The following is a 22,138-nucleotide window of genomic DNA, read 5'->3' on the forward strand; positions in this document are numbered from 1 at the left end:
CTGCGGGCCCGCGCCCGCTAGCGTGGAGCCATGCCCAACATCGCACTCGAACTCGGCAGGCAGTCCGCGTCCTTCGGCGTGAAGAGCGCCTACGGCGAGCAGCAGGACGTCGACGGCGTCCGCCTGATCCCGGTGGCACTGACGTGGTCCGGCTTCGGCGGCGGATCCGACGAGGCGGGCAACGGCGGCGGCGGCGGTGGCGGGTGGGCCATCCCGGTCGGCGCATACATCCGTCGAGGCGACGACGTGCGGTTCGAGCCGAACCTCGTCGCGCTGGTGGCCGTCGCGGTCCCGTTCGTGTTCTTCGCCGGTCGCGCGCTCAGCCGTGTCATCCGCGCCCTCAAGAAGTAGCTCGGACGCGGTCGGCTCCTCCCTGGCTCTCGCTGTCGCGCGCATCACGGCGGCGGTCGCCGACGTGGCGGCATCCAATCCGGTCGTGCTCATCGACGGCCGCAGCGGTGCGGGGAAGTCCTCGCTGGCTCGCGCCCTCGTCGCACGGTGGCCGCTCCGCGGACGCGTGCAGCTCGTCGCGCTCGACTCGATCTATCCAGGATGGAACGGGCTGGAGGAGGGCGCGGAACTCGCCCGTCAGCTGATCCTCACGCCGCATGCGCGCGGCGTCATCGGCGTGTGGCAGCGGTGGGACTGGACCGCGGGCGAGCCGGCTGAAGCGCACGCCGTGGACCCCTCGCTGCCGCTGATCGTCGAAGGAGCGGGACTGCTGACCCCGGCCAGCGCGAAGCTCGGTGACGTGCGCGTCTGGCTCGAGTCGCCCGCGCCATCGCGGCGGCAGCGGGCGCTGGATCGCGACGGCGAGACCTTCCGCCCGCACTGGGAAGGGTGGGCCCGCCAGGAGCAGCGGCACATCACGCGGAACGAACCGATGCGGCTCGCGACGCACGTCTTCGACGTGCCGTGACGCGAACGCTCAGTCGTGCGGGTCGAGCGCGCCGACCAGTCCGTCCAGCCGGTAGCCCAGCCAGTCGTAGATGCCGAAGCGCGGATCGGCGGAATCATGGTCATCGGCCTCGGCGACGCCCAGCCGGGTGGCGAGCACCAGCCTCACCGCAGCCAGCGTGCGCAGCCAGGCCTGGGCGGCGGCCGGATCGAGCCGGATCTCCGTCTCTTCCAGGAGCGCCGGGTCCTCGGGGTCGTCGGGGATCTGCGAGGCCTCGCTGAGCGAGGCCAGCACGACGGCGGCATCGGCACTGCGGCGGTCCAGCAGATCGGACTGCGTGAGCGCGCGGAACTCCCGTGCGGCCTCCTCGTCGTCCGAGTACGCGGACGGCACCAGTCGCGCGATCGCCGGATCGCCGTCGTCGGGTCCCGACTCGCGGAGCAGGTCCGCGAACTGGCCGACCAGGCCCGAGAGGTGCGCCGCCTCCAGGCGGGTGATCTGCATCACGACCGTCCGCGCGCTCACAGCGGAGCCCGTCGAACGGTGGCCCACAGCCCGTAGTCGTGCATCGCCTGTGCGTGCAGCTCCATCTGCTCGCGGACGCCCTGCGAGACGACGGCATGACCCTCGTGGTGGACGGCGAGCATGAGGCGCTCCGCCTCGGCGCGGGCGAGTCCGAAGTACTCGCGGAACACGTGGGTGACGTAGCTCATCAGATTCACCGGGTCATCCCACACCACCGTCTGCCACGGCGCATCGGGATCGACGCGTGTGGCCTGGTCGGTGTCCTCCCAGGTGCCGGGCGTCGTCAGCGCCGTCATCATGCCCACCCGAGTTCGTGGAGGCGGTCGTCGTCGATGCCGTAGAAGTGCGCGATCTCGTGGACCAGCGTGGTGTGGACCTCGCTGCGCAGCTCCTCGTCGCTCTCGCACGCCGCCAGATGAGGTTCGCGGTACACGATGATGCGGTCGGGCAGCTCTCCGACGCCGTAGCGCTCGCGCTCGGTGAGCGCCCACCCGTCGTACAGCCCGAGCAGGTCGAGGCTGCCGTCCTCGGGGCGGTCCTCGACCACGAACACGACGTTGTCGAGCCCCTCCACCATGTCGTCGGGGAGGAGGTCCAATTCGTCGATCACGAGCTGCTCGAAGGTCGCCGCATCCATCTCCATCATGATGCCCCGCTCCGACGCGAATGGGGCGCGATTCGCGCGCCCCATTCGAAGGAATTGGGGTGAGTAACGGGACTCGAACCCGCGACATCCGGCACCACAAGCCAGCGCTCTACCAACTGAGCTATACCCACCATGTCTCCCGCCTGCGCGGGCAACCAGAAGATTCTCTCACACCTCTGGGGCAAACGACGACACGGCGGCGGCGGCCGCCGCGCGGGCTCCGTCGCTGGTCGGGCCGGGCTCGGGAACGAACACCGCCTGGCGGTAGTACGCGAGCTCGCGGACGGACTCGAGGATGTCGGCGAGCGCCCGGTGGCCGCCCTCTTTCGCCGGCGCATGGATGTACGCGCGGGGGTACCACCGGCGGGCGAGCTCCTTGATGCTGGACACGTCGACGTTGCGGTAGTGCAGCCACCGGTCGACGCGCGGCATGTACTTCGCCAGGAACATGCGGTCGGTGCCGATGGTGTTGCCTGCGAGGGGCGCCTTGCCCTCGAGCGGCACGAAGCGCTGGATGTACTCGAGGACCTGGAACTCGGCGTCCGCGAGGCTCACCCCGTGCGGGATCTCATCGAGCAGGCCGGACGTCCGGTGCATGTTCGTGACGAACTCGTTCATGTTCGCCATCGCGGAGTCGTCGGGCTTGATCACAACGGCGAAGCCCGGGTCGAGTGGTCGCAGCTCGAAGTCCGTCACGACGACGGCGATCTCGACGAGCTCATCGACACCGAGATCGAGCCCCGTCATCTCGCAGTCGATCCACACCAGACGGTCGTTCTCGGATGCCCCCACCATGTGCTCCATCCTTGTGCAAGGTCCAGACATCCCACGGGTCTGGACGCGAGTCCCGGCTCCCACGCCGAGACCCCGTGCCCCTCCGGGAGGATTCGAACCCCCGACCTTGCGGGTAGAAGCCGCTCGCTCTGTCCCCTGAGCTACGGAGGGAAAGGTCCTGCCCAGACTACTAGGTGGCGCCACGCCCTCGCCGACGCTGGCGCTGGGACGCCGCCCGGCGTAGCGTCAGGGGCGGAGGCATCGAAAGGAGTTCACCGATGAGCACCACGGAGACGCACCACCCCCTCTGGGTCGCCTACGGCGCGTCCGGCGTCGCCGGAAGCATCCGGAAGGACGACGACGGCTACACCGTCACGATGGCCGGCGCAGACGCCCCCTCGGGCACCTATCCGTCGATGGAGATCGCCAAGAGCGCTCTCCACGCGAGGATGGCGCCGGGCAGCGAATGGCCGATGTTCCGGGAGCACTGAGGCAGGCGCCCACGCACCGGGTCGTCGTACCGCCGGGCGTCAGACCGATCGCCCGGCGGTCGGCGTCGGCTGCTTCCTCGTGTCCAGGAGCGGCAGCGCGACATGGACCAGCGGACCGATCAGGAACGCGAACAGCACCGTACCGACGCCGACTGTGCCGCCGAGGAGCCAGCCGACGGCCAGCACCGACAGCTCCACCAGCGCACGGCACATCCAGATCGGCCATCCGAGGCGCGCGTTCAGGCCCGTCATGAGCCCGTCCCGCGGGCCGGGGCCGAAGCGCGCCCCGATGTAGAGGCCGGAGGCCAGCGCGACGACGAGGATGCCGCCGAGGAGCATGGCGACCTGGGCCACCAGGCCGGAGATCGGGGGCACGACCCCCAGCACGATCTGCATGCTCGTCCCGACGAGGAGGATGTTCGCGATCGTCCCCACGCCGGGGCGCTGGCGCAGCGGGATCCACAGCAGGAGCACGAAGAACCCGACGATGTTGGTGATCCAGCCGATGCCGATGCCGGTGCGCAGGGAGAGGCCCTCAGCGAACACGGTCCACGGGTCCACCCCGAGTCCGGCTTCCACGGTCAGCGCGCACCCTGCGCCGTAGAGGAACAGGCCGACGAGGAGCTGAGCGATGCGGCGTGGCATACAGCCATCCAATCGCATGATTGGCATGCCGGATGCAGTCCAATGTGGCTACTCTGGCCCCATGGACTCCCGCGTGTCTGCCCGCGCTCTCGCATCGGCGCTCGGCGGGTGGCGCTCGCGAGAACCGGCCTACGAGGCTCTCGCCGACGGCATCCGTCTCCTCTGCCTCGACAACCGCCTGGCCCCTCGAACGACGCTTCCGGCCGAGCGTGAGCTCGCCGCCGCCCTCCACCTCAGTCGCAGCACCGTGGCGGCGGCGTATCGCAGCCTGCGTGACACCGGACACATCTCGAGCCTTCGGGGTTCGGGGAGCGTGACGCTCCCGCTCGCGCGCCGCGACCCTGGGCGGGTGGCGGCGGCGGACGGCATGATCGACCTGCAGCAGGCCAGTCCTCCCGCCTGGCCCGGCCTGGCCGGCATCATGGCCGAGGCCGCCGCGAACGCGTCGGCGCTGCTCTCGCGCGCCGGATACGACGTGCTCGGACGCATCGAGCTGCGCGAGGCGATCGCCCGGCGGTACACCGAACGGGGGATCCCCACGCAGCCGCAGGAGGTGCTGGTCACCACGGGCGCGCAGAGCGCGATCCACCTGGTCTCGTCTGTGCTCGTCGGGCGCGGAGACCGCGTCCTCATGGAGACCCCGACGTATCCCCACGCGGTCGACGCACTCAGGCGCGCCGGAGCCCGCCTCGTGGGCGTCCCCGTGACGACGGAGGCCGGGTGGGACGTGGACCGGGCCGAGCAGGCTTTCGCCCGGACTCTGCCCGTGATGGCGTACCTCATGCCCGACTTCCAGAACCCGACGGGACGGAGCATGACCGCTCTCGAGCGCGCAGCCGTCCTTGCCGCGGGCGAGCGCGCGGGCTCCGTCCTCGTCCTCGACGAGACGACCGCCGATCTGGACATCGACCGCGGCGCCGTGGCGCCGGGATTCGAGGCGTCCGAGCCCGGCACCGTCGTGCGGATCGGGTCGCTGGGCAAGACCGTCTGGGGCGGGCTGCGGCTGGGCTGGGTGCGAGCCGACGGCGACCTGATCCGGCGCCTCGTCGCGGCGCGACCCGCACACGATCTCGGCACCCCCGAATTCGAGCAGGCGCTCGCCACGAACCTGCTCGCACGCTTCGACGACGTGGTCGCCCAGCGGTCGGAGCTGCTGAAGGCCGGCCGCGACGCGGTCGTGCAGGCGCTCGGCGCACAGCTGCCGTCATGGGACATCCCCGTCGCACACGGGGGAGTCTCACTGTGGATCGAGCTGGGCGCACCGCTGAGCTCCGCCCTGGTGATGGAGTCGCGCTCGCGCGGCGTGCTGCTGAGCGCAGGGCCGCGGTTCTCGGTGGACGGCGGCCATGACCGGCATCTGCGGGTGCCGTTCACCTCGCCGCCGGACGAGATGACGCGTGCCGCCGGCCTCTTGGCGGATGCCTGGGCGGCCGTGCGGGCGGGCGCGCCGTCATCGGTCGTCGAGGCGGCGGGCGCCGTCGTCTGAGTCGCGGGCGCGATGCCCTCACCGTCCGAGGCGGAGGCAGTCGATCGCATCCTCGGCGCTCCAGAAGTCGCCCACATCGCGGAATGCGCGCGACGCCGGGTGATACCTCCGGGCCCGGAAGCGCGTCCCGCCTGCCTGGGCGACGGCCTGCAGGTGCCCGATGACCCGGCCGGTGGCGTCCTGCACCCTCCACAGGGACGGCGCAGCGCGGATCAGGCGCACGTCCCGCCGTACGGCGGGCTCGGGCGTGACGAGGACTTCGGACATGGTCTGCCGGCTCATCGACTCTCCTCTCCATTCGAACATACGTACGGGTTCCGACATCGCAGCGGCCCTCACCCCACGGCGGCTCCCACGGCGGCTCCTCCCCAGCCGGCGTGCGGGGCCGCTCGTCCCCAGAAGGGCCGATCCCCGTCCAGGCGAGCGATGCCGGCGGCCATGCTGAACCCACCGCCGGCGCCTTCGGGCACGGGCGCCGGCGGTGCCGAGGAGAGTCCTCGCACGCAGAGAAGGGATGCGACATGAGCGATATGGGCGACATGATCACCGTCACGGGCAACGTGGGCACCACCCCGGAGCTGAAGCGCACGAACGCGGGCGTGGCCGTCACCACGTTCCGCCTCGCCAGAGGGCTGCGCCGATTCGACCGCGACGCCGCGGCGTGGTCGGATGCGGGGACGAGCTGGTACACCGTGTCGGTCTTCCGGGACCTCGCCGACCACGCCTTCACGTCACTGCACAAGGGCGACAGGGTGATCGTCACCGGTCGGCTGCGTGTGCGTGACTGGGAGACCTCGTCGGCGAAGGGCACCGCGGTCGAGATCGACGCGGAGGCGATCGGGCACGATCTGCGCTGGGGCACCACGACGTTCGTCAAAGCCGCGCGGCCGACGGCTCACGTCGGCAGCCGCACCTCCGCCGGGCCCGAGGACGCGTGGGCGGCGCCCGGCCTGGACGCGGGCGAGCACGAACTCGGCGCGCCGCACTCCGCCGAAGCGCCGCAGCCGCCGGCACTCCTCGAGGAGCACACCGGTGAGGGCGGGGCGGAGCCGGAGCCGGAGACGCCGTTCTGAGCCGTTCCGAGGCTCCACCGGTGGCCGTTTAGACTCTCTCCGTGCGCCGTCACCTCGCCTCCCGCTCGTCGTTGCGGGGGTCGCCCCGCAGCACGACCGGGATGGCGGCCGTCGCCGCCGTCCTGACCGTCTCCCTCGCCGCCTGCACCCCGGGTGGCCCCGCGACGGCCCCGCCGCCGGCGGCGAGCTCGCCGGTCGCCGCACCCAGCGCGTCGAGCGCGCCGGAGGACTCGGAGCCGAGCGCGCCGCCGCTGGTCCCGGACGGCACGGCCGCAGACAACCTGCCGGCCTTCGCCGCGGTGACGGCGGCCGTCTGGGCCACCGATGACCGCGTCGCGGGGCGCGCCTACGTCGACGCGCTGGTGCAGGCGGGGTTCGACAGGTCCGCGATGCAGGTGACGCACGACCGCTCCACCGTGGGCGACCCGGCCGAGAGCATCCAGTTCTCCGTCCGATGGGATCAGGAGTGCCTCATCGGGCAGGTCGGTCCGGCGACCGGCGAGCCGGTGACCACGGTCATGCCCGTCCTCGCGGAGGGCACCTGCCTCGTCGGCAACACGCGCCCCATCGACTGGTGACCGGCACCGCGGACGGCGGCGGCAGTCCCGCGGTCCTGCCGCGAGCGGACGCGACGGCGCGGGCCCACACGCCCGCCGCACCGGCGGCCGGTAGGCTGGGACGCTGACGTCCGACTCCAAGGAGAACTGAATCCCGCATGGCTGAGTACATCTACTCGATGGTCCGCGCCCGCAAGGCCGTTGGAGACAAGCTGATCCTCGACGACGTCACCATGGCGTTCCTGCCCGGGGCGAAGATCGGCATGGTGGGCCCGAACGGCGCCGGAAAGTCGACGATCCTCAAGATCATGGCGGGCCTGGATCAGCCCTCGAACGGCGAGGCGAAGCTGACTCCGGGCTACTCGGTCGGCATCCTCATGCAGGAGCCGGAGCTCGACGAGACGAAGACGGTGCTGGAGAACATCCAGGACGGCATCGCGATCAAGCCCAAGCTCGACCGCTTCAACGAGATCTCGGGTCTGATGGCCGACCCCGACGCCGACTTCGACGCACTGCTGGCCGAGATGGGCACCCTGCAGGAGGAGATCGACGCAGCGGACGCGTGGGACCTCGACTCCCAGCTCGAGCAGGCGATGGACGCGCTGCGGACCCCGCCGGGCGACGCCGAGATCGGGCCACTGTCGGGCGGTGAGAAGCGGCGCGTCGCGCTCACGAAGCTCCTGCTGCAGAAGCCCGATCTGCTGCTGCTCGACGAGCCCACGAACCACCTCGACGCCGAGAGCGTGCTGTGGCTCGAGCAGCACCTGCAGAAGTACCCCGGCGCCGTGATCGCGATCACCCACGACCGGTACTTCCTCGACAACGTCGCCGAGTGGATCGCCGAAGTCGACCGTGGCCGCCTGATCGGCTACGAGGGCAACTACTCGACCTACCTCGAGAAGAAGGGCGAGCGTCTCGCGATCCAGGGCAAGAAGGACGCGAAGCTCGCCAAGCGACTCGCCGAAGAGCTCGACTGGGTGCGGTCCAACCAGAAGGGTCGTCAGGCCAAGTCCAAGGCGCGCCTGGCCCGCTATGAGGAGATGGCGGCAGAGGCCGACCGCACGCGCAAGCTCGACTTCGAGGAGATCACGATCCCGCCGGGCCCGCGCCTGGGCAGCATCGTCATCGAGGCGAAGAAGCTCCAGAAGGGCTTCGACGGGCGCTCGCTCATCGACGGGCTGACGTTCAGCCTGCCGCCGAACGGCATCGTCGGCGTCATCGGCCCGAACGGCGTCGGCAAGACGACGCTCTTCAAGACGATCGTGGGCCTCGAGCCGCTCGATGGCGGAGATCTCAAGATCGGCGAGACCGTCAAGATCAGCTACGTCGACCAGTCGCGCTCGAACATCGATCCGAACAAGACACTGTGGGAGGTCGTGTCGGACGGGCTCGACATCATCACGGTCGGCAAGACCGAGATCCCCTCGCGCGCCTACGTGTCGAAGTTCGGCTTCAAGGGTCCCGATCAGCAGAAGAAGGCCGGCGTGCTCTCGGGCGGCGAGCGCAACCGCCTCAACCTCGCGCTGACCCTCAAGGAGGGCGGCAACCTGCTGCTCCTCGACGAGCCCACGAACGACCTCGACGTCGAGACCTTGCAGTCGCTCGAGAACGCGCTCCTCGAGTTTCCCGGCTGCGCGGTGGTCATCACGCACGACCGGTGGTTCCTCGACCGCATCGCGACGCACATCCTCGCGTACGAGGGGACCGACGAGGACCCCGACCGGTGGTACTGGTTCGAGGGCAACTTCGAGGCCTACGAGGCGAACAAGGTCGAGCGGCTCGGACCCGATGCGGCGCGTCCGCACCGCACGGCGTACCGCAAGCTCACCCGTGACTGACGGCGGCGACGCGACGGTCGCGGCCGCGGCCGCGGCTCGCGACCGTCGCCTGCACATCCCCATCCACCTGAGATGGGGTGACCTCGACGCGTTCAACCACGTCAACAACACGTCGATGCTGAAGCTGCTCGAAGAGGCTCGAGTGCGGGCGTTCTGGGTGCCCGAGCCTGGGGAGGACGCCCCGTCCACGGCCGTGCTCGATTCCAGCATCTTCAGCGGGATGCTGACGCTCATCGCCCGGCAGGAGATCGAGTACCTCGCCCCGGTGCCGTATCAGCGGCATCCGCTCGACGTGCAGATGTGGTTCGGCAAGCTCGGCGGCTCGAGCATCGAGGTGTGCTACGAGGTGTGCAGCCCGCTCGCGACCGCGGAAGCGAGTCAGACCGTGTACGCGCGGGCCACGACGGTCATCGTCAAGGTGGATGCCGAGAGCGGACGGCCGATGCGGCTGACGACGCAGGAGCGGGAAGCCTGGGAGCCGTACCTCGGCGAGCCGATCCTCTACGCCCACCGGCGCTGACTCAGCCCTCCGGAGAGTCCTCGTCCGGCACCCGGACCATGATCTCCTGCGCGACGCTGGCCATCAGCGTGCCGTCGGCGGAGTAGATGCGCCCGGTGGCCAGTCCCCGCCCGCCCCGCGCGCTCGGGGACTCCTGCACATACAGCATCCACTCGTCCACCCTCCCGAAGCGGTGCCACCACATCGCGTGGTCGAGGCTGGCGACCTTGAGCCCGCGCGTGGACCAGGCCACCCCGTGGGCGCGCAGGATCGATTCCTGGATGGTCAGGTCGCTCAGGTAGGCCAGGGCCGCACGGTGGACCGACGGCGTGTCGGGGATCGGCCGTCGCACGCGCATCCACACCGCCTGCCGGGGCACCCGTTCACCCGAGACCGTCGCGTAGATCGGCGAGGGGATGTGCCGCAGGTCGACGGGCCGATCGGTGAAGAGCCGCTTGGACATCGGATGCAGCCCCTTCAGGTGCGACTCGACGTCGGGCAGATCGTCCGGCGCGGGGACGCCGTCCGGCATCGGCGCCTGGTGATCCAGGCCGGGGTCGTCGTCCTGGAACGAGGCGATCATGGAGAAGATCGGCACGCCCTCCTGGAACGCCTGAGTGCGGCGCGTCGAGAACGAGCGGCCGTCGTGTATGCGATCGACGGAGAACGTGATGCCTTCGGTGGAGTCGCCCGGCCTGAGGAAGTACCCGTGCATGGAGTGCACGACGCGTTCCTCCGGGATCGTCCTCGACGCGGCGACGATCGACTGCGCCAGCACCTGGCCGCCGTAGACCCGGCCCAGCGGCATGTGCTGCGAGGTGCCCGTGAAGATGTCCTCCGTGGTGCGGGCGTCCGATGCGCTCAGGTCGATCACCGACAGCATCGAGGCGACGGGATCCGCCTCCGGCATGGCCTCGGCGTTCCGGTCCTGGTCCACGCTGCTCCCTCCCGGGGCGTCCGCCGCCCGCAGGTCCGCTTGGTAGCTTAGGGGCGATGTCTCCGCGCCTCCTGCTCGCCGATCCCGACTCCGCCGCCGACGCCCTCACGTTCGCCGGACGCGCCGCCCGGTTCACGGTCGAAGGGGTGAGGCTGGCCGCATCCGGCGGCGTGCTCGCCATGACGGCGGCGGCGCTCGCTCCGCGCGGCTTCGGCGATCCGACGCCCACGGTGCTCGCTCTGCGCACGCTCGCCGCCGACCCCGAGCTCGTGTGCGACCTGGTGGTGGAGGCATCCGCTCTGTCCGCGGCGGACGACGACCCGCGCGCGCTGAACCTTCCCGAGACCGCCCTGTCGCCCGCCTGGGCGGGCATCACCCCGCCGCGGACCGGCTGGGACGCCCGGCCGGGGATCGAGGCGTCGACCCTCGCCGCCACGGCGCAGGGCGGCATCGCCCGCGTCTCGGATGCGGTTCCCACGGACTCCGGCGAGGACGTCGTGCGCGCGGTGCGCGCCGCGGTGTGGGGCGCCCCCGACGAGGAGCTCGGGGGCCTGCCCGCCGGCGTGGCCTTCGCGGCCCTCAGCCTCGGCTTCATCAGCGGCGCCGAGACGGCGCGCGTGTTCGCCAGCGGTCCCTGGACGCGGGTGAGCCTCACCAGGGGTCACGTGCTGGTTCGCGGCCCGGTGGCCACCGGCCTCACGGCCGTGCGCAGAACCGGCTCGGCGTCGAGCTGACCGGACGCGGCCGATCACCGGCGCCGGAAGGCCGTTCAGACCGCCGCCGCTGCCGCACGCCCTGCGATGCGCCCGGAGAAGAGGCATCCGCCGACGAAAGTGCCCTCCAGCGCGCGATAGCCGTGGACGCCGCCGCCGCCGAAGCCGCTGGCCTCGCCCGCGGCGAACAGTCCGGGCACCGGCTCGCCGCCGGCTCCGAGGGCCCGCGACGACAGATCGGTCTCGATGCCGCCGAGCGATTTGCGCGTCAGCACGTGCAGCTTCACCGCGATGAGCGGCCCGGACTTCGGATCCAGGATGCGGTGCGGAGCCGCGGTGCGGATGAGCCGGTCGCCGCGGAAGGCGCGCGCTGACCGCAGCATGGCGATCTGCGCATCCTTGGTGAAGTCGTTCTCGACCTCGCGGTCGCGTGCCTCGACCTCGAGCCGCACGCGATCGCCGTCGAGCACCTCGCCGCCGGGGAGGGCGCGCATGCCGGCGATGAGGTCGTCCAGGTCGTCGCGGACCACGAAGTCCGCGCCCCGGTCCATGAAGGCCTGCACGGGTCCGGACGCCCCCTTGCCCAGTCGCGACGAGGCCAGCAGCCGGAGGTCTTTGCCGGTGAGGTCGGGGTTCTGCTCGCTGCCCGAGAGGGTGAACTCCTTCTCGATGATCCGCTGGGACAGCACGAACCACGAATGGTCGTACCCCGTCGCGCGCAGGTGCGAGAGGGTGCCGAGCGTGTCGAAGCCGGGGAACAGGGGCACGGGCAGACGCGAGCCGGTCGCATCCAGCCACAGCGACGAGGGGCCGGGGAGGATCCGGATGCCGTGACCCGGCCACACCGGGTCCCAGTTCTGGATGCCCTCCACGTAGTGCCACATGCGGTCGCCGTTGATGAGCCGGGCGCCGGCGGCCGACGCGATGGGCTGCATCGAGCCGTCGACGTACGCCGGGACGCCGGTCACCATCGTCTGTGGCGCGGCACCGAGGCGCGCGGGCCACCACCGGCGCACGAGGTCGTGGTTGCCGCCGATGCCGCCCGAGGCGACGATCGTCGCGCCCGCCGTGACGGCGAAGGAGTCCACCACGTCGCGGGAGCTCGCGACCCCGCGGGCGGCGCCGGAGGGCGCCAGGACGTCGCCCGTCGCACCCGTGACGACGCCGTCCTCGACGGTGAGCGAGACGACGCGGTGACGGGGGAGGATCGTGACCCTGCCGTCCGTCTCTGCGGCCTCCACCTCCGCCTGGAACGGGGCGACGAGCCCCGGGCCGGTTCCCCACGTGACGTGGAAGCGCGGCACGGAGTTGCCGGGGCCCGTCGCGGTGTAGCCGCCGCGCTCGGCCCATCCGACGATGGGGAAGAACCCCACGCCCTTCTCGCGCAGCCAGGCGCGCTTCTCGCCGTGGGCGAAGTCGAGGTACGCATCGGCCCAGCGGCGCGGCCACAGGTCCTCGTCGCGGTCGAAGCCGGCGGTGCCGAGCCAGTCCTGGCGGGCCAGCTCGATCGAGTCGCGGATGCCGAGCCGGCGCTGCTCCGGCGAGTCGATGAAGAACAGCCCCCCGAACGACCACCACGCCTGCCCGCCGAGGTTCGACCGCGGCTCCTGGTCGACGATCGTCACGCGTTTGCCCGCGGACGCGGCCTCGGCCGCGGCCACGAGGCCGGCGAGGCCCCACCCGATCACGAGGACGTCGGTGCGGTGGCTGGCAGTGGGCATGTCGACTCCTTCGTCGGCGGTGGCCTGGGTCAGCGGGACGGGTCGGGGTCCGCCGGGGGAGCGGCCGTGACGGGAAGCGATGTCGCCGCCCGCGCACCCGCGGCCGGTCCGATGCCCGATGGCTGGAAGGTGTTCACCATCGCGTGCGCCGCCCGCTGCAGGTAGTCCCACAGCGTCGCCTCGTGCAGCGGCGGCAGGTCGAGCTCGTCGACGGCCACCCGCATGTGGGCGAGCCAGCGGTCGCGCGCATCGGGATCGACGTGGAACGCGGCATGGCGCATCCGCAGCCGCGGATGCCCGCGCTGGGCACTGTACGTCGTCGGGCCGCCCCAGTACTGCTCCAGGAAGAGCGTCAGCCGCTCCTTGGCGGGCCCGAGGTCCTCCTCGGGGTACATCGGGCGCAGCACCTCGTCGTCGGCGACCCCTCGGTAGAAGGCGTCCACCAGGCGGACGAACGCCTCGTGCCCGCCGATCTCGTCGTAGAAGCTCAGCGGGACGTCCGAGGGCTCGGCGGGAGCGGGGCTGACGGGTTCGTCGGTCATGACGTTCCTCCGGGGGCGCTGCCGTCCTCGGCGTCGCCGGGCTGCGGGTTCTTCTTGGGGGTGCGCTTGGGCTTCCACACCGGTCTCTCGGCCGCAGGGGGGACCGGGGTCGGCTTGGTCTTCGGCGGGTTGGCGCCGCGCACCCGCTGCGCGCCCTCGATGCCCGTCGGCATGACGGCGGTCAGCGCGGGAAGGCTGATGCCCATCTCATCGATGGTGTGCTTGAGTCGCATGCGCAGCTCACGCGCGACGTCGTCCTTCGCGTTGGCCCGCGTCTTCATCACGAGCCGGATCACCAGTGCGTCGCCCGAGATCGACTCCAGACCCCATACCTCGGGCTGCTCGAGGATGCGCGTGCGCCACTTCGGGTCCTTCGCCAGCCCCTTGGCCGTGTCGAGCAGGGCCTGCTCGACCTCGGCGATGTCGGAGTCGACGGCGACCGAGAGGTCGATGATGACCCGCGACCACCCCTGGGAGAGGTTGCCGATGCGGGTGATCTCGCCGTTGCGCACGTACCAGAGCGTGCCGTTGACGTCCCGGACGTGCGTCACCCGGACGCTCACGTACTCCACGATCCCGGTGGCCAGGCCCAGGTCGACGACGTCGCCGATGCCCACCTGATCCTCGGCGACGATGAAGATGCCGTTGAGCACGTCCTTGACGATGTTCTGCGCACCGAACCCGAGGCCTGCGCCCACGGCGGCGGTCAGCAGCGTCAGCGACCCGAGGGCCGTCGGCGCGACGACGTTGATGACCAGCAGGATCGCGATCACGACGATGGTGACGTTGACCACGTTCTGCAGGATCGAGCCCAGCGTGCGGGTGCGCTGCACCAGCCGCACCGACGCGAGCGGGGAGCGTTCGAGCGCCTGCGTGTCGTCGACGTTGGCCTTGGACTTCGCCCCGTTCACGATCCGGTTCACGACGCGGCGGATCACGAACTTGAGGATCCAGCCGAGGATGAAGGCGCCGAGGATGATGAGCGCGATCGACAGCACGTTCCAGCCGGCGGCCACGAAGAAGTCACCGATGCCCGTCCAGAATGCGGCGTCGGTGATGCCGGGGCTTTCGGGGGCGGGGGTCTCGCCGGTGCCGGCGGCGTGGGGGGCGCTGATCATCGTGACGATCCTAACGACGGATGCCTCGGCCCTGCCTGAGAGCGGGGCCGAGGCATCCGATCGGGAACTACTGGGCGTCGCGGTCCTGGACCGACAGCGCGCGCTCGACGCCGGCGAGGTTCTCGGCGACGAGGCGACGCAGCGCCGGTGCGGCGTCGGTGTTCGCCTCGAGCCATGCGCGCGTCGCGTCGCGCAGAGCCACGTCCGCGAGGGGCGCCGGGTACAGCCCCACGATGAGGTACTGCGCGATCTGATACGTGCGCGAGTCCCAGATCGGCAGGAGCGCCTCGAAGTACTGCGGTACGAACTCTCCGAGGAGATCGCGGCTCGCCGGGTGCACGAAGCCGAGGGCCGCCGAGCGGACGATGGTGTTGGGGAGGTCGTCGCTCTCCACCAGCGACGACCACGCCGCGGCCTTGGCCGCTGCGGTCGGCAGCGCCGCCTTGGCCTGCGCGGCGAACTCGCCGCCCTTCGCGGTGTTGTCGGCGGCCAGCGCGGCCTCGATGTCGGCCTCGGTCGCGATGCCTCCGGCCGCGAGCGACACGAGCAGCTGCCACGACAGGTCCGTGTCGATCTCGAGGCCGTCGAGGGCCGCCTCGCCGTCACGCAGCCGGCGCACCGTGTCCCACTGACTCGGCGTGGCCGCCCCGGACGCGAACGCGGTGACGAACTGCAGCTGGCTGTCGCTGCCCGCCTCGGCACGCTGTGCGAGCTCCCACAGGGCGTCGGCCACCTTGGCGCGCGTCGCCTCGCGCTTCTCGGGCGCGACGTACGCGTTGGCCGCGAGCAGCAGCTGGGCGAGCGTCGTGCGCACGGTGGTCGACTCCGTCTCGGCGCCGATGTTGCGCAGCACCAGGTCGACGTAGTCGGAGGCGGATGCCTCGGCGTCGCGGGTCTGGTCCCACGCGGCGCCCCACACCAGCGAGCGGGCGAGCGGGTCGCTGATCTTGCCGAGGTGGTCGATCGCGGTCTGCAGCGACTGGGCGTCGAGGCGGATCTTCGCGTAGGCGAGGTCTTCATCGTTGAGCAGCACGAGCGCGGGACGCTTGGTGCCCTTGAGCTCCGGCACCTCGGTGAGGTCACCGTCGACGTCCAGCTCGACGTGGTGCACGCGCACCAGCGCGTCGCCCTGGAGGTCGTAGAAGCCGACGCCGAGGCGGTGGGGACGGATGGTCGGGTAGTCGGCCGGGGCGGTCTGCACGATGGCGAAGCGCGTGATCGTGCCATCGGCATCCGTCACGATCTCGGGTGCGAGCGTGTTGACGCCCGCGGTCTCGAGCCACTTCTTGGACCACGTCGACAGTTCGCGCCCGCTCGTGACCTCGAGCTCGGCGAGGAGGTCCGACAGCTCGGTGTTCGACCACTCGTGCTTCTTGAAATAGGCGGCCACGCCGGCGAAGAACGCCTCGATGCCCACCCAGGCGGCCAGCTGCTTGAGCACGGAGCCGCCCTTGGCGTAGGTGATGCCGTCGAAGTTGACCTGCACGTCCTCGAGGTCGTTGATCTGCGCGACCACGGGGTGCGTGGAGGGGAGCTGATCCTGGCGGTACGCCCAGGTCTTCTCCATCGCGTTGAAGGTGGTCCACGCCTCGGTCCACTCGGTGGCCTCGGCGGTGGCGATGGTCGAGGCCCACTCGGCGAACGACTCGTTGAGCCAGAGGTCGTTCCACCACTTCATCGTGACCAGGTCGCCGAACCACATGTGCGCGAGCTCGTGCAGGATCGTGACGACGCGACGCTCCTTGACGGCATCCGTCACCTTCGAGCGGAAGACGTACGTCTCGGTGAACGTGACCGCACCGGCGTTCTCCATCGCGCCCGCGTTGAACTCCGGCACGAAGAGCTGGTCGTACTTCGCGAACGGGTACGCGTAGTCGAACTTCGCCTCGAAGTAGGCGAAACCCTGGCGCGTCTTGTCGAAGATGTACTCCGCGTCGAGGTGCTGCCACAGGCTCTTGCGACCGTAGACGCCGAGCGGGATGACGCGGCCGGAGGCGCTCGTCAGCTCCGAGAACGTGGCCTCGTACGGACCGGCGATGAGGGCGGTGATGTAGGAGGAGATGCGCGGCGTGGGCTCGAAGCGCCAGGTCGCGCTGCCGTCGCCGTGCTTCTTGGGCTCGGGGGTGGGGGAGTTCGACACGACCTTCCACGGCTCGGGCGCGGTGACCGTGAACTGGAACGTCGCCTTGAGGTCGGGCTGCTCGAACACCGCGAACACGCGGCGCGAGTCCGGCACCTCGAACTGCGAGTACAGGTACACCTCGCCGTCCACGGGGTCGACGAATCGGTGCAGGCCCTCGCCGGTGTTGGTGTAGAGGCAGTCGGCGTCGATGACGAGCTCGTTGTCGGCGGCCAGGTCTCCCAGGGCGATGCGCGAGTCGGCGAACGCCGTCGCAGGATCGAGCGCGCGGCCGTTGAGGGTGATCTCGCGCACCTCGCGGGCGATCAGGTCGATGAACGTCGAGGCGCCGGGTGTCGCGGTGAAGCGCACGACGGTGCGCGATCCGAAGACCTCCGCGCCCTTCGTGAGGTCCAGCACGACCTCGTACGACTGCGTGTCGACGATCGCGCGGCGCTCCTGCGCCTCGATGCGGGTGAGGTTCTCTCCAGGCACTGCTTCGGCTCCCGTGGGTGAGGATGACGGATGATGTCTTGGGCCCGTTGTGCGGACACACGGTCCGGCGGACGCCGCCAGCGCTGCTGGCGCCGGCGACAACCGGTCCAGCCTACGCGGTGTGCGCGCCTGATCGCCGTCGCACGTGGCTGCGCGCGTGCTCCAGCGCGGATTCGAGCTGCGTGAACAGGTGGTTCTGGTGGCGGAGCGAGGCCAGCACGCCCACGGTGCGGAACAGTTCCTCGTGGCCGGGCTGCACGCCCTTGATCAGCACGGTGACGCCGCGGCGCTCGAGCGTCTGCACGATCTCGGTCAGCACACGCGCGCCTGTCGCATCGACCAGCTCAAGTCTGGACATCCGCAGGATCACGACGGATATCCCGCTGAGGCCCGTGATCGCCGCCGAGACGCGGTCCGCCGTGGCGAAGAAGAGCGGTCCGTCCAGCCGCACCACGGCGATGTGCTCGTCCTCCGGCATCGGCTCGCCCGGCGGCGGCTCCCGGTGCGCCGACGCCGAGCGGGACAGGGAGCGCAGCGCGAAGACGCCCGCGCACACCACGCCGATCGCGACGGCGACGATGAGGTCGAACGACACCGTCACGAGCGCGGTGATCCCGAAGGCGAGCGCGTCGGAGCGCGTCGAGCGCAGGATCGCACGCACCGTCCCCGCGTGCACCATGCGCACCGCCGTCAGCATGAGCACGCCCGCGAGGGCGGCGAGCGGGATCGCGCCGACCGGTCCTGCCGCGACGAGGACCACGCCCAGGAGCACGACGGCGTGCACGAGCGAGGCCAGCCGGGTCCGGCCGCCCGAGCGCACGTTGACGGCCGTGCGGGCGATCGCACCGGTGGCGGGCATGCCCCCGAACAGGCCCGACCCCAGCGAGGCGATGCCCTGGCCCACGAGCTCCCGGTCCGGGTCGTAGGCGCCGGTGTCGGCGAGGGAGGCGGCCACGCGGGCCGAGAGCAGGGATTCGATCGCCGCGAGGGCGGCCACTGTCACGGCGGGGGCCACGAGGTCGCCGAGCACTGCGGGGTCGAGGGAGGGCAGCGCCGGGGCGGGAAGCGATGCGGGGAGAGCGCCGATGGCGGCGAGCGGTGTCGGCAGCAGCACGGTGAGGACCGTGACGATCACGATGCCGACGAGCGAGCCGGGGATGGCGGGGTGCACGCGGGGAGCGGCGATCATGCACGTGATCACCAGGCCGGCCGCGCCGAGCGCCCACGGGACGTACGCCCAGTCCGCCGCCGCGACCGCCTCGACGGCGGCGGCGACCGCGTTGGCACTGTGCTCGCCCGCCCCTGCCGGCGCGGCCGAGACGAGGAGCGGCACCTGCTGCAGGAAGATGATCACCGCGATGCCCAGGGTGAACCCCTCGATGACCGGCCACGGGATGAACGACACCGCGCGCCCGAGCCGCAGCACGCCGGCGAGGAGGACCAGGACGCCCGCCATCACACTGACGGCGGCCACGGCCGCCGGTCCGTGTGCGGCCACGATCGGCACGAGCACGACCACCATGGCTCCGGTCGGCCCCGAGACCTGCACGTTCGAGCCGCCGAACACCGCGGCCAGGACGCCCGCCACGATGGCCGTCACGAGGCCGGCCTCCGCCGTCAGGCCCGCGCTCACCCCGAACCCGAGTGCCAGCGGCAGCGCCACGATGCCGACGGTGACCCCCGCGACGAGGTCCGCGCGCCAGCTCCGCCTCAGCCCGCGGTAGTCCGCGGCGGACGGCAGGAGCGCCCGGAGGACGGCACCTGCCCGCCGGCGTGGGCGCGCCGGCGTCGCGGCATCCGCCCCGCTCATCGGGCGGGGAGGGTCGGAAGCGAGCCGGCGTCGGCGAGGAGGTCGCGCTCGGACGCCAGCACGTCCAGGAGGAGCGCACGGGCGACCGCGAGCAGGTCGGCCACCTTGTCGTCGGCGAGCCGGTAGTACACGCGGCTCGCGCGGCGCTCGGAGTCCACCAGACGGTGGCGTCGCAGCACGGCGAGGTGCTGCGAGAGGTGCGACGGCTCCAGCCCGGTCTCGGTCTGGAGCTCGGCGACCCCCACCTCGTCGGCGGCGGACAGGATCTCGAGGATGCGGATGCGCAGCGGATGGGACAGGCCTTTGAACAGGCCCGCCTTGACCTCGTAGAGCGGACGCTGCTGACGTGTTAGCGGCATGATGAATTCATCATATCGCGCTGGGGGCCGCGCCCGCGGTGTCAGGATGGACGGGTGACGTCCTCCGAGCAGCACGTGGTCCCGTTCGCCTCTCCCGCCGCTGCGCCGGGCGCCCCGTGGGTGGAGCAGCCGGTCGCGTACGACGCCCTTCTCCTTGCGGGGTTCGGCGGCCCCGAGGGCCAGGACGACGTCATCCCGTTCCTGCGCAATGTCACACGGGGGCGCGGCATCCCCGACGAGCGCCTCGAGGAGGTCGCGCACCACTACCGCCATTTCGGCGGGGTGAGCCCGATCAACGCGCAGAACCGCGCGCTCAAGGCGGCGCTCGAGGCGGAGCTCGCCCGCCGCGGCATCGACCTTCCGGTGTACTGGGGCAATCGCAACTGGTCGCCCTATCTGGCCGAGGCGGTGACGGATGCCGCGGCCGCCGGTCACACGCGCCTCCTCGGGCTCGCCACCAGCGCCTATTCCTCGTTCTCGAGCTGCCGGCAGTACCGCGAGGACTTCGCGCGCGTGCTGACCGAGACCCAGCTGGCGGACACGGTCACGATCGACAAGGTGCGTCAGTTCTTCGACCACCCCGGCTTCGTGCAGCCGTTCATCGACGGCGTGCGCGACGCGGTCGCCGCCTTCCTCTCCGACGGCCACGCGCCGGAGACGGTCCGCGTGCTGTTCTCGACCCACAGCATCCCGACGGCGGATGCCGAGCGCTCCGGCCCCCGCGCGGGAGACGAGCGGCACCGCGACCTGGGGGAGGGCGGCGCGTACGCCGCCCAGCACCTGGCGGTGGCGGAGGTCGTCATGGCGGCGGTCGCCGCCGAAGTGCCGGGCGCCGAGCGCATCGGGTGGGAGCTGGTGTACCAGTCGCGCTCCGGCCCGCCCACGCAGCCGTGGCTCGAGCCCGACGTCAACGACGTGATCTCCGGTCTGCCCGCGGCGGGCATCGAGGCCGTGGCGATCGTGCCGCTGGGCTTCATGAGCGACCACATGGAGGTGCTCTGGGACCTCGACACCGAGGCGATGGAGGCCGCCGCCGAGGCGGGCATCCGCGCCGTGCGCACGCCGACTCCGGGAGTGGACCCCGTCTTCGTGTCGGGGCTGATCGACCTCGTGGAGGAGCGGCTCCAGGGAACCCCCGCGACCGCCCGCGCGCACCGCACCGACCTCGGCCCGTGGTTCGACGTGTGCCGGCCCGCGTGCTGCGAGAACGTCCGGGCCGGCTTCAAGCCCGCCGCGGCGGGCATCGCCCCCTGAGGCGCGTCTTCCCGCCTCGCGTGGCTCTCTAGGATGGAGCCCATGCGCATCCACATCGCGACCGACCACGCCGGCCTCGAGTTCTCGACGCAGCTCCAGCACCACCTCGCCGCCGCCGGTCACGAGGTCGTCGACCACGGCCCCATCGAGTACGACCCGCTCGACGACTACCCGGCGTTCTGCATCCGCGCCGCCCAGGCGGTCGTGCGCGACCAGGCAGACGGCATCGAGTCCCTCGGCGTCGTGTTCGGCGGGTCCGGCAACGGCGAGCAGATCGCCGCCAACAAGGTCGTGGGGGTGCGCGCCGCCCTCGTGTGGAGCGTCGCGACGGCCGAACTCGCTCGTGAGCACAACGACGCCAATGTCATCGCGATCGGCGCCCGCCAGCACACCTTCGCCGAGGCGGCGTCGTTCATCGACCGATTCATCGCGACCCCGTTCTCGGGCGAGGAGCGCCACGCGCGGCGGATCGCCCAGCTCGCGGCCTACGAGCAGGACGGCGCGCTCGAGCCGGATCCGCGCGCCACCGCACCCGGACAGCCCGACGTCCTGGCCGCCGACGACAGCTCGTTCGACCCCGAAGCCGGCTGACCCGATGCCCGAGGGCCATTCCGTCCACCGCATCGCTCGTCAGTTCGATCGCAACGTCGTCGGCCGGCCCGTGCAGGCCTCCAGCCCGCAGGGTCGCTTCGTCGAGGGGGCCGCAGTCCTCGACGGCCGCACGGCGACCTCGGTGCGGGCCGTCGGCAAGCAGATGTTCCTCGAGTTCGACGACGACCTGTGGCTTCGCGTGCATCTGGGCATGTACGGCGCGTGGGACTTCGCGGGCGAGATCCTCGTCGACCCGACCATCGCCTCCGCGAACGGCCGCATGGGGCAGACCAACCAGCGCGGCACCGACGTCGGCGAGCCGATCCTCGACGCCGCGGGCGAGAACTCGCTGACGTCGATCGGAGCGCCCCGCCGCACGCGCGTGCACGTGCGCATGTCGGAGCAGACCACCGGGCTGGCCGACGAGGGCGACAGCTGGCCGCCGCCCGTCGTGGGGCAGGTGCGGCTCCGCCTGCTGACCGACGTCACCTGCGCCGACCTTCGCGGCCCCACCGCCTGCGAGTTGCAGACACCCGACGAGGTCGCCACCACGATCGCCAAGCTCGGACCCGACCCGCTGGTGGACGACGTCGCCGAGGGGGAGGAGCGGTTCACCTCGGTCGTGCGTCGCAAGCCGACCGCGATCGGGCTGCTCCTGATGGATCAGGGCGTCGTGAGCGGGATCGGCAACGTCTATCGCGCCGAGCTGCTCTTCCGTGCGCGTCAGAACCCGCACACACCGGGCCGCGACGTGCCGGAGGAGATCGTGCGCGCCATCTGGCAGGACTGGGTGCGGCTGCTCGCGATCGGCGTGGAGACCGGTCAGATGATGACGATGGACGACCTCGACGAGCACGCCTATCGCAGGGCGATGGCCAGCCGCGACGACCGCCACTGGGTGTACCACCGCGCGGGTCTGCCGTGCCGCGTCTGCGGCACGGCGATCGTGGTCGAGGAGGCCGCCGGCCGCAAGCTCTACTGGTGCCCGTCCTGCCAGCGCTGACCGCCACGGCGTCGGGCGTCGCGCCGCGAGCGCGCCCATAGGCT

The 22,138-nt window shown here is 71.4% G+C and carries 25 protein-coding genes and 2 tRNA genes; 12 read left to right on the forward strand and 15 right to left on the reverse strand.

Annotated features, from left to right (window positions below; genetic code table 11):
• Window positions 1-30 precede the first annotated feature (30 nt).
• Both V6R91_RS21580 and V6R91_RS21585 read left to right on the forward strand, forming a co-directional pair.
• Window positions 31-351, forward strand: a complete 321-nt coding sequence (locus V6R91_RS21580; protein ID WP_336396969.1) for a hypothetical protein — start codon at window positions 31-33, stop codon at window positions 349-351.
• Window positions 326-919: a hypothetical protein gene (locus V6R91_RS21585; RefSeq protein WP_378881169.1), complete on the forward strand. Its 594-nt coding sequence runs from the start codon at window positions 326-328 to the stop codon at window positions 917-919. Before V6R91_RS21580 ends, V6R91_RS21585 begins: the two co-directional genes overlap by 26 nt.
• A gap of 9 nt (window positions 920-928) precedes the next feature.
• Here the strand turns inward: V6R91_RS21585 and V6R91_RS21590 are convergent, their stop codons facing one another.
• The 6 genes from V6R91_RS21590 to V6R91_RS21615 form a co-directional block, all read right to left on the reverse strand.
• The gene (locus V6R91_RS21590) at window positions 929-1,423 is read right to left on the reverse strand and encodes a DUF2017 family protein (RefSeq protein ID WP_336396970.1); all 495 of its coding nucleotides are present in this window, start codon (window positions 1,421-1,423) and stop codon (window positions 929-931) included.
• Window positions 1,420-1,728 carry an ATP-dependent Clp protease adapter ClpS gene (clpS, locus tag V6R91_RS21595; protein WP_442928166.1) on the reverse strand — a complete coding sequence of 103 codons (309 nt, stop codon included), beginning with the start codon at window positions 1,726-1,728 and terminating at the stop codon, window positions 1,420-1,422. Before clpS ends, V6R91_RS21590 begins: the two co-directional genes overlap by 4 nt.
• Window positions 1,719-2,069, reverse strand: coding sequence for a metallopeptidase family protein (locus tag V6R91_RS21600; protein WP_336396972.1), 351 nt, complete (start codon window positions 2,067-2,069; stop codon window positions 1,719-1,721). The genes clpS and V6R91_RS21600 overlap by 10 nt, the downstream gene beginning before the upstream one ends.
• 55 nt (window positions 2,070-2,124) lie before the next feature.
• Window positions 2,125-2,200, reverse strand: a tRNA-His gene (locus V6R91_RS21605).
• Window positions 2,201-2,237: 37 nt separating this feature from the next.
• The gene (orn, locus tag V6R91_RS21610; RefSeq protein ID WP_336396973.1) at window positions 2,238-2,864 is read right to left on the reverse strand and encodes an oligoribonuclease; all 627 of its coding nucleotides are present in this window, start codon (window positions 2,862-2,864) and stop codon (window positions 2,238-2,240) included.
• Between the two features lie 77 nt (window positions 2,865-2,941).
• Window positions 2,942-3,014 (reverse strand) — tRNA-Arg (locus tag V6R91_RS21615).
• A gap of 107 nt (window positions 3,015-3,121) precedes the next feature.
• Between V6R91_RS21615 and V6R91_RS21620 the strand changes: the two genes are divergently transcribed.
• Window positions 3,122-3,334 (forward strand): methyltransferase, encoded by a 213-nt coding sequence (locus V6R91_RS21620; RefSeq protein WP_336396974.1) that lies wholly within the window; start codon window positions 3,122-3,124, stop codon window positions 3,332-3,334.
• Window positions 3,335-3,373: 39 nt separating this feature from the next.
• On the opposite strand, the gene yczE is transcribed toward V6R91_RS21620, so the two are convergent.
• Window positions 3,374-3,979 carry a membrane protein YczE gene (gene yczE / locus V6R91_RS21625; protein WP_336396975.1) on the reverse strand — a complete coding sequence of 202 codons (606 nt, stop codon included), beginning with the start codon at window positions 3,977-3,979 and terminating at the stop codon, window positions 3,374-3,376.
• A 61-nt stretch (window positions 3,980-4,040) separates the two neighbouring features.
• On the opposite strand from yczE, the gene yczR reads away from it, so the two are divergent.
• Window positions 4,041-5,465 carry a MocR-like transcription factor YczR gene (yczR, locus tag V6R91_RS21630; RefSeq protein WP_336396976.1) on the forward strand — a complete coding sequence of 475 codons (1,425 nt, stop codon included), beginning with the start codon at window positions 4,041-4,043 and terminating at the stop codon, window positions 5,463-5,465.
• 18 nt (window positions 5,466-5,483) lie between these two features.
• Here yczR and V6R91_RS21635 read toward each other — a convergent pair whose 3' ends face one another.
• Entirely contained in the window at window positions 5,484-5,747 is a 264-nt protein-coding gene (locus V6R91_RS21635; RefSeq protein WP_336396977.1) for a hypothetical protein, read from the reverse strand.
• Between the two features lie 239 nt (window positions 5,748-5,986).
• On the opposite strand from V6R91_RS21635, the gene ssb reads away from it, so the two are divergent.
• The 4 genes from ssb (at window position 5,987) to V6R91_RS21655 (ending at window position 9,453) form a co-directional block, all read left to right on the forward strand.
• A complete protein-coding gene (ssb, locus tag V6R91_RS21640) occupies window positions 5,987-6,538 on the forward strand; it encodes a single-stranded DNA-binding protein (RefSeq protein WP_336396978.1) in 552 nt (183 codons plus the stop codon).
• Between the two features lie 41 nt (window positions 6,539-6,579).
• On the forward strand, window positions 6,580-7,116 hold the full coding sequence (locus V6R91_RS21645; RefSeq protein WP_336396979.1) for a DUF6993 domain-containing protein: 537 nt from the start codon (window positions 6,580-6,582) through the stop codon (window positions 7,114-7,116).
• A gap of 137 nt (window positions 7,117-7,253) precedes the next feature.
• Entirely contained in the window at window positions 7,254-8,933 is a 1,680-nt protein-coding gene (ettA, locus tag V6R91_RS21650) for an energy-dependent translational throttle protein EttA (RefSeq protein WP_336396980.1), read from the forward strand.
• The gene (locus V6R91_RS21655; protein WP_336396981.1) at window positions 8,926-9,453 is read left to right on the forward strand and encodes an acyl-CoA thioesterase; all 528 of its coding nucleotides are present in this window, start codon (window positions 8,926-8,928) and stop codon (window positions 9,451-9,453) included. Before ettA ends, V6R91_RS21655 begins: the two co-directional genes overlap by 8 nt.
• 1 nt (window position 9,454) lies before the next feature.
• Here V6R91_RS21655 and V6R91_RS21660 read toward each other — a convergent pair whose 3' ends face one another.
• Window positions 9,455-10,342, reverse strand: coding sequence for an acyl-CoA thioesterase (locus tag V6R91_RS21660; RefSeq protein ID WP_336397135.1), 888 nt, complete (start codon window positions 10,340-10,342; stop codon window positions 9,455-9,457).
• 83 nt (window positions 10,343-10,425) lie between these two features.
• On the opposite strand from V6R91_RS21660, the gene V6R91_RS21665 reads away from it, so the two are divergent.
• Entirely contained in the window at window positions 10,426-11,103 is a 678-nt protein-coding gene (locus tag V6R91_RS21665; protein ID WP_336396982.1) for a hypothetical protein, read from the forward strand.
• A gap of 35 nt (window positions 11,104-11,138) precedes the next feature.
• On the opposite strand, the gene V6R91_RS21670 is transcribed toward V6R91_RS21665, so the two are convergent.
• From V6R91_RS21670 to V6R91_RS21695, 6 genes are all read right to left on the reverse strand, one after another.
• Window positions 11,139-12,803 (reverse strand): FAD-binding dehydrogenase, encoded by a 1,665-nt coding sequence (locus V6R91_RS21670; protein ID WP_336396983.1) that lies wholly within the window; start codon window positions 12,801-12,803, stop codon window positions 11,139-11,141.
• 29 nt (window positions 12,804-12,832) lie between these two features.
• Window positions 12,833-13,345: a globin gene (locus V6R91_RS21675; RefSeq protein ID WP_336396984.1), complete on the reverse strand. Its 513-nt coding sequence runs from the start codon at window positions 13,343-13,345 to the stop codon at window positions 12,833-12,835.
• Window positions 13,342-14,463, reverse strand: a complete 1,122-nt coding sequence (locus V6R91_RS21680; RefSeq protein ID WP_336396985.1) for a mechanosensitive ion channel family protein — start codon at window positions 14,461-14,463, stop codon at window positions 13,342-13,344. Before V6R91_RS21680 ends, V6R91_RS21675 begins: the two co-directional genes overlap by 4 nt.
• Before the next feature lie 67 nt (window positions 14,464-14,530).
• Complete coding sequence (pepN, locus tag V6R91_RS21685; protein ID WP_336396986.1) at window positions 14,531-17,077, reverse strand: aminopeptidase N; 2,547 nt, start codon at window positions 17,075-17,077, stop codon at window positions 14,531-14,533.
• A gap of 112 nt (window positions 17,078-17,189) precedes the next feature.
• Window positions 17,190-18,887, reverse strand: a complete 1,698-nt coding sequence (locus tag V6R91_RS21690; RefSeq protein ID WP_336396987.1) for a SulP family inorganic anion transporter — start codon at window positions 18,885-18,887, stop codon at window positions 17,190-17,192.
• Entirely contained in the window at window positions 18,884-19,246 is a 363-nt protein-coding gene (locus V6R91_RS21695) for an ArsR/SmtB family transcription factor (protein ID WP_336396988.1), read from the reverse strand. Before V6R91_RS21695 ends, V6R91_RS21690 begins: the two co-directional genes overlap by 4 nt.
• Window positions 19,247-19,300: 54 nt before the next feature.
• Between V6R91_RS21695 and V6R91_RS21700 the strand changes: the two genes are divergently transcribed.
• Genes V6R91_RS21700 through V6R91_RS21710 form a run of 3 tightly spaced genes read left to right on the forward strand, consistent with a single transcriptional unit; the run spans window position 19,301 to window position 22,094 of the window.
• Window positions 19,301-20,500 (forward strand): ferrochelatase, encoded by a 1,200-nt coding sequence (locus V6R91_RS21700; protein WP_336396989.1) that lies wholly within the window; start codon window positions 19,301-19,303, stop codon window positions 20,498-20,500.
• Window positions 20,501-20,542: 42 nt separating this feature from the next.
• Window positions 20,543-21,091: a ribose-5-phosphate isomerase gene (locus V6R91_RS21705; protein WP_336396990.1), complete on the forward strand. Its 549-nt coding sequence runs from the start codon at window positions 20,543-20,545 to the stop codon at window positions 21,089-21,091.
• A 4-nt stretch (window positions 21,092-21,095) separates the two neighbouring features.
• Window positions 21,096-22,094, forward strand: coding sequence for an Fpg/Nei family DNA glycosylase (locus V6R91_RS21710; protein WP_336396991.1), 999 nt, complete (start codon window positions 21,096-21,098; stop codon window positions 22,092-22,094).
• Window positions 22,095-22,138: the final 44 nt, after the last annotated feature.

This window comes from Microbacterium sp. CCNWLW41 (assembly GCF_037083505.1).

Bases quoted from the DNA above. Each gene is read 5' to 3' on its own strand.
- V6R91_RS21580 (WP_336396969.1), top strand. From the start codon at position 31: ATGCCCAACATCGCACTCGAACTCGGCAGGCAGTCCGCGTCCTTCGGC.
- V6R91_RS21600 (WP_336396972.1), bottom strand. From the start codon at position 2,069: ATGATGGAGATGGATGCGGCGACCTTCGAGCAGCTCGTGATCGACGAA.
- orn (WP_336396973.1), bottom strand. From the start codon at position 2,864: ATGGTGGGGGCATCCGAGAACGACCGTCTGGTGTGGATCGACTGCGAG.
- V6R91_RS21620 (WP_336396974.1), top strand. From the start codon at position 3,122: ATGAGCACCACGGAGACGCACCACCCCCTCTGGGTCGCCTACGGCGCG.
- yczE (WP_336396975.1), bottom strand. From the start codon at position 3,979: ATGCCACGCCGCATCGCTCAGCTCCTCGTCGGCCTGTTCCTCTACGGC.
- yczR (WP_336396976.1), top strand. From the start codon at position 4,041: ATGGACTCCCGCGTGTCTGCCCGCGCTCTCGCATCGGCGCTCGGCGGG.
- V6R91_RS21635 (WP_336396977.1), bottom strand. From the start codon at position 5,747: ATGAGCCGGCAGACCATGTCCGAAGTCCTCGTCACGCCCGAGCCCGCC.
- ssb (WP_336396978.1), top strand. From the start codon at position 5,987: ATGAGCGATATGGGCGACATGATCACCGTCACGGGCAACGTGGGCACC.
- ettA (WP_336396980.1), top strand. From the start codon at position 7,254: ATGGCTGAGTACATCTACTCGATGGTCCGCGCCCGCAAGGCCGTTGGA.
- V6R91_RS21660 (WP_336397135.1), bottom strand. From the start codon at position 10,342: ATGCCGGAGGCGGATCCCGTCGCCTCGATGCTGTCGGTGATCGACCTG.
- V6R91_RS21665 (WP_336396982.1), top strand. From the start codon at position 10,426: ATGTCTCCGCGCCTCCTGCTCGCCGATCCCGACTCCGCCGCCGACGCC.
- V6R91_RS21670 (WP_336396983.1), bottom strand. From the start codon at position 12,803: ATGCCCACTGCCAGCCACCGCACCGACGTCCTCGTGATCGGGTGGGGC.
- V6R91_RS21675 (WP_336396984.1), bottom strand. From the start codon at position 13,345: ATGACCGACGAACCCGTCAGCCCCGCTCCCGCCGAGCCCTCGGACGTC.
- V6R91_RS21680 (WP_336396985.1), bottom strand. From the start codon at position 14,463: ATGATCAGCGCCCCCCACGCCGCCGGCACCGGCGAGACCCCCGCCCCC.
- V6R91_RS21690 (WP_336396987.1), bottom strand. From the start codon at position 18,887: ATGAGCGGGGCGGATGCCGCGACGCCGGCGCGCCCACGCCGGCGGGCA.
- V6R91_RS21695 (WP_336396988.1), bottom strand. From the start codon at position 19,246: ATGCCGCTAACACGTCAGCAGCGTCCGCTCTACGAGGTCAAGGCGGGC.
- V6R91_RS21705 (WP_336396990.1), top strand. From the start codon at position 20,543: ATGCGCATCCACATCGCGACCGACCACGCCGGCCTCGAGTTCTCGACG.
- V6R91_RS21710 (WP_336396991.1), top strand. From the start codon at position 21,096: ATGCCCGAGGGCCATTCCGTCCACCGCATCGCTCGTCAGTTCGATCGC.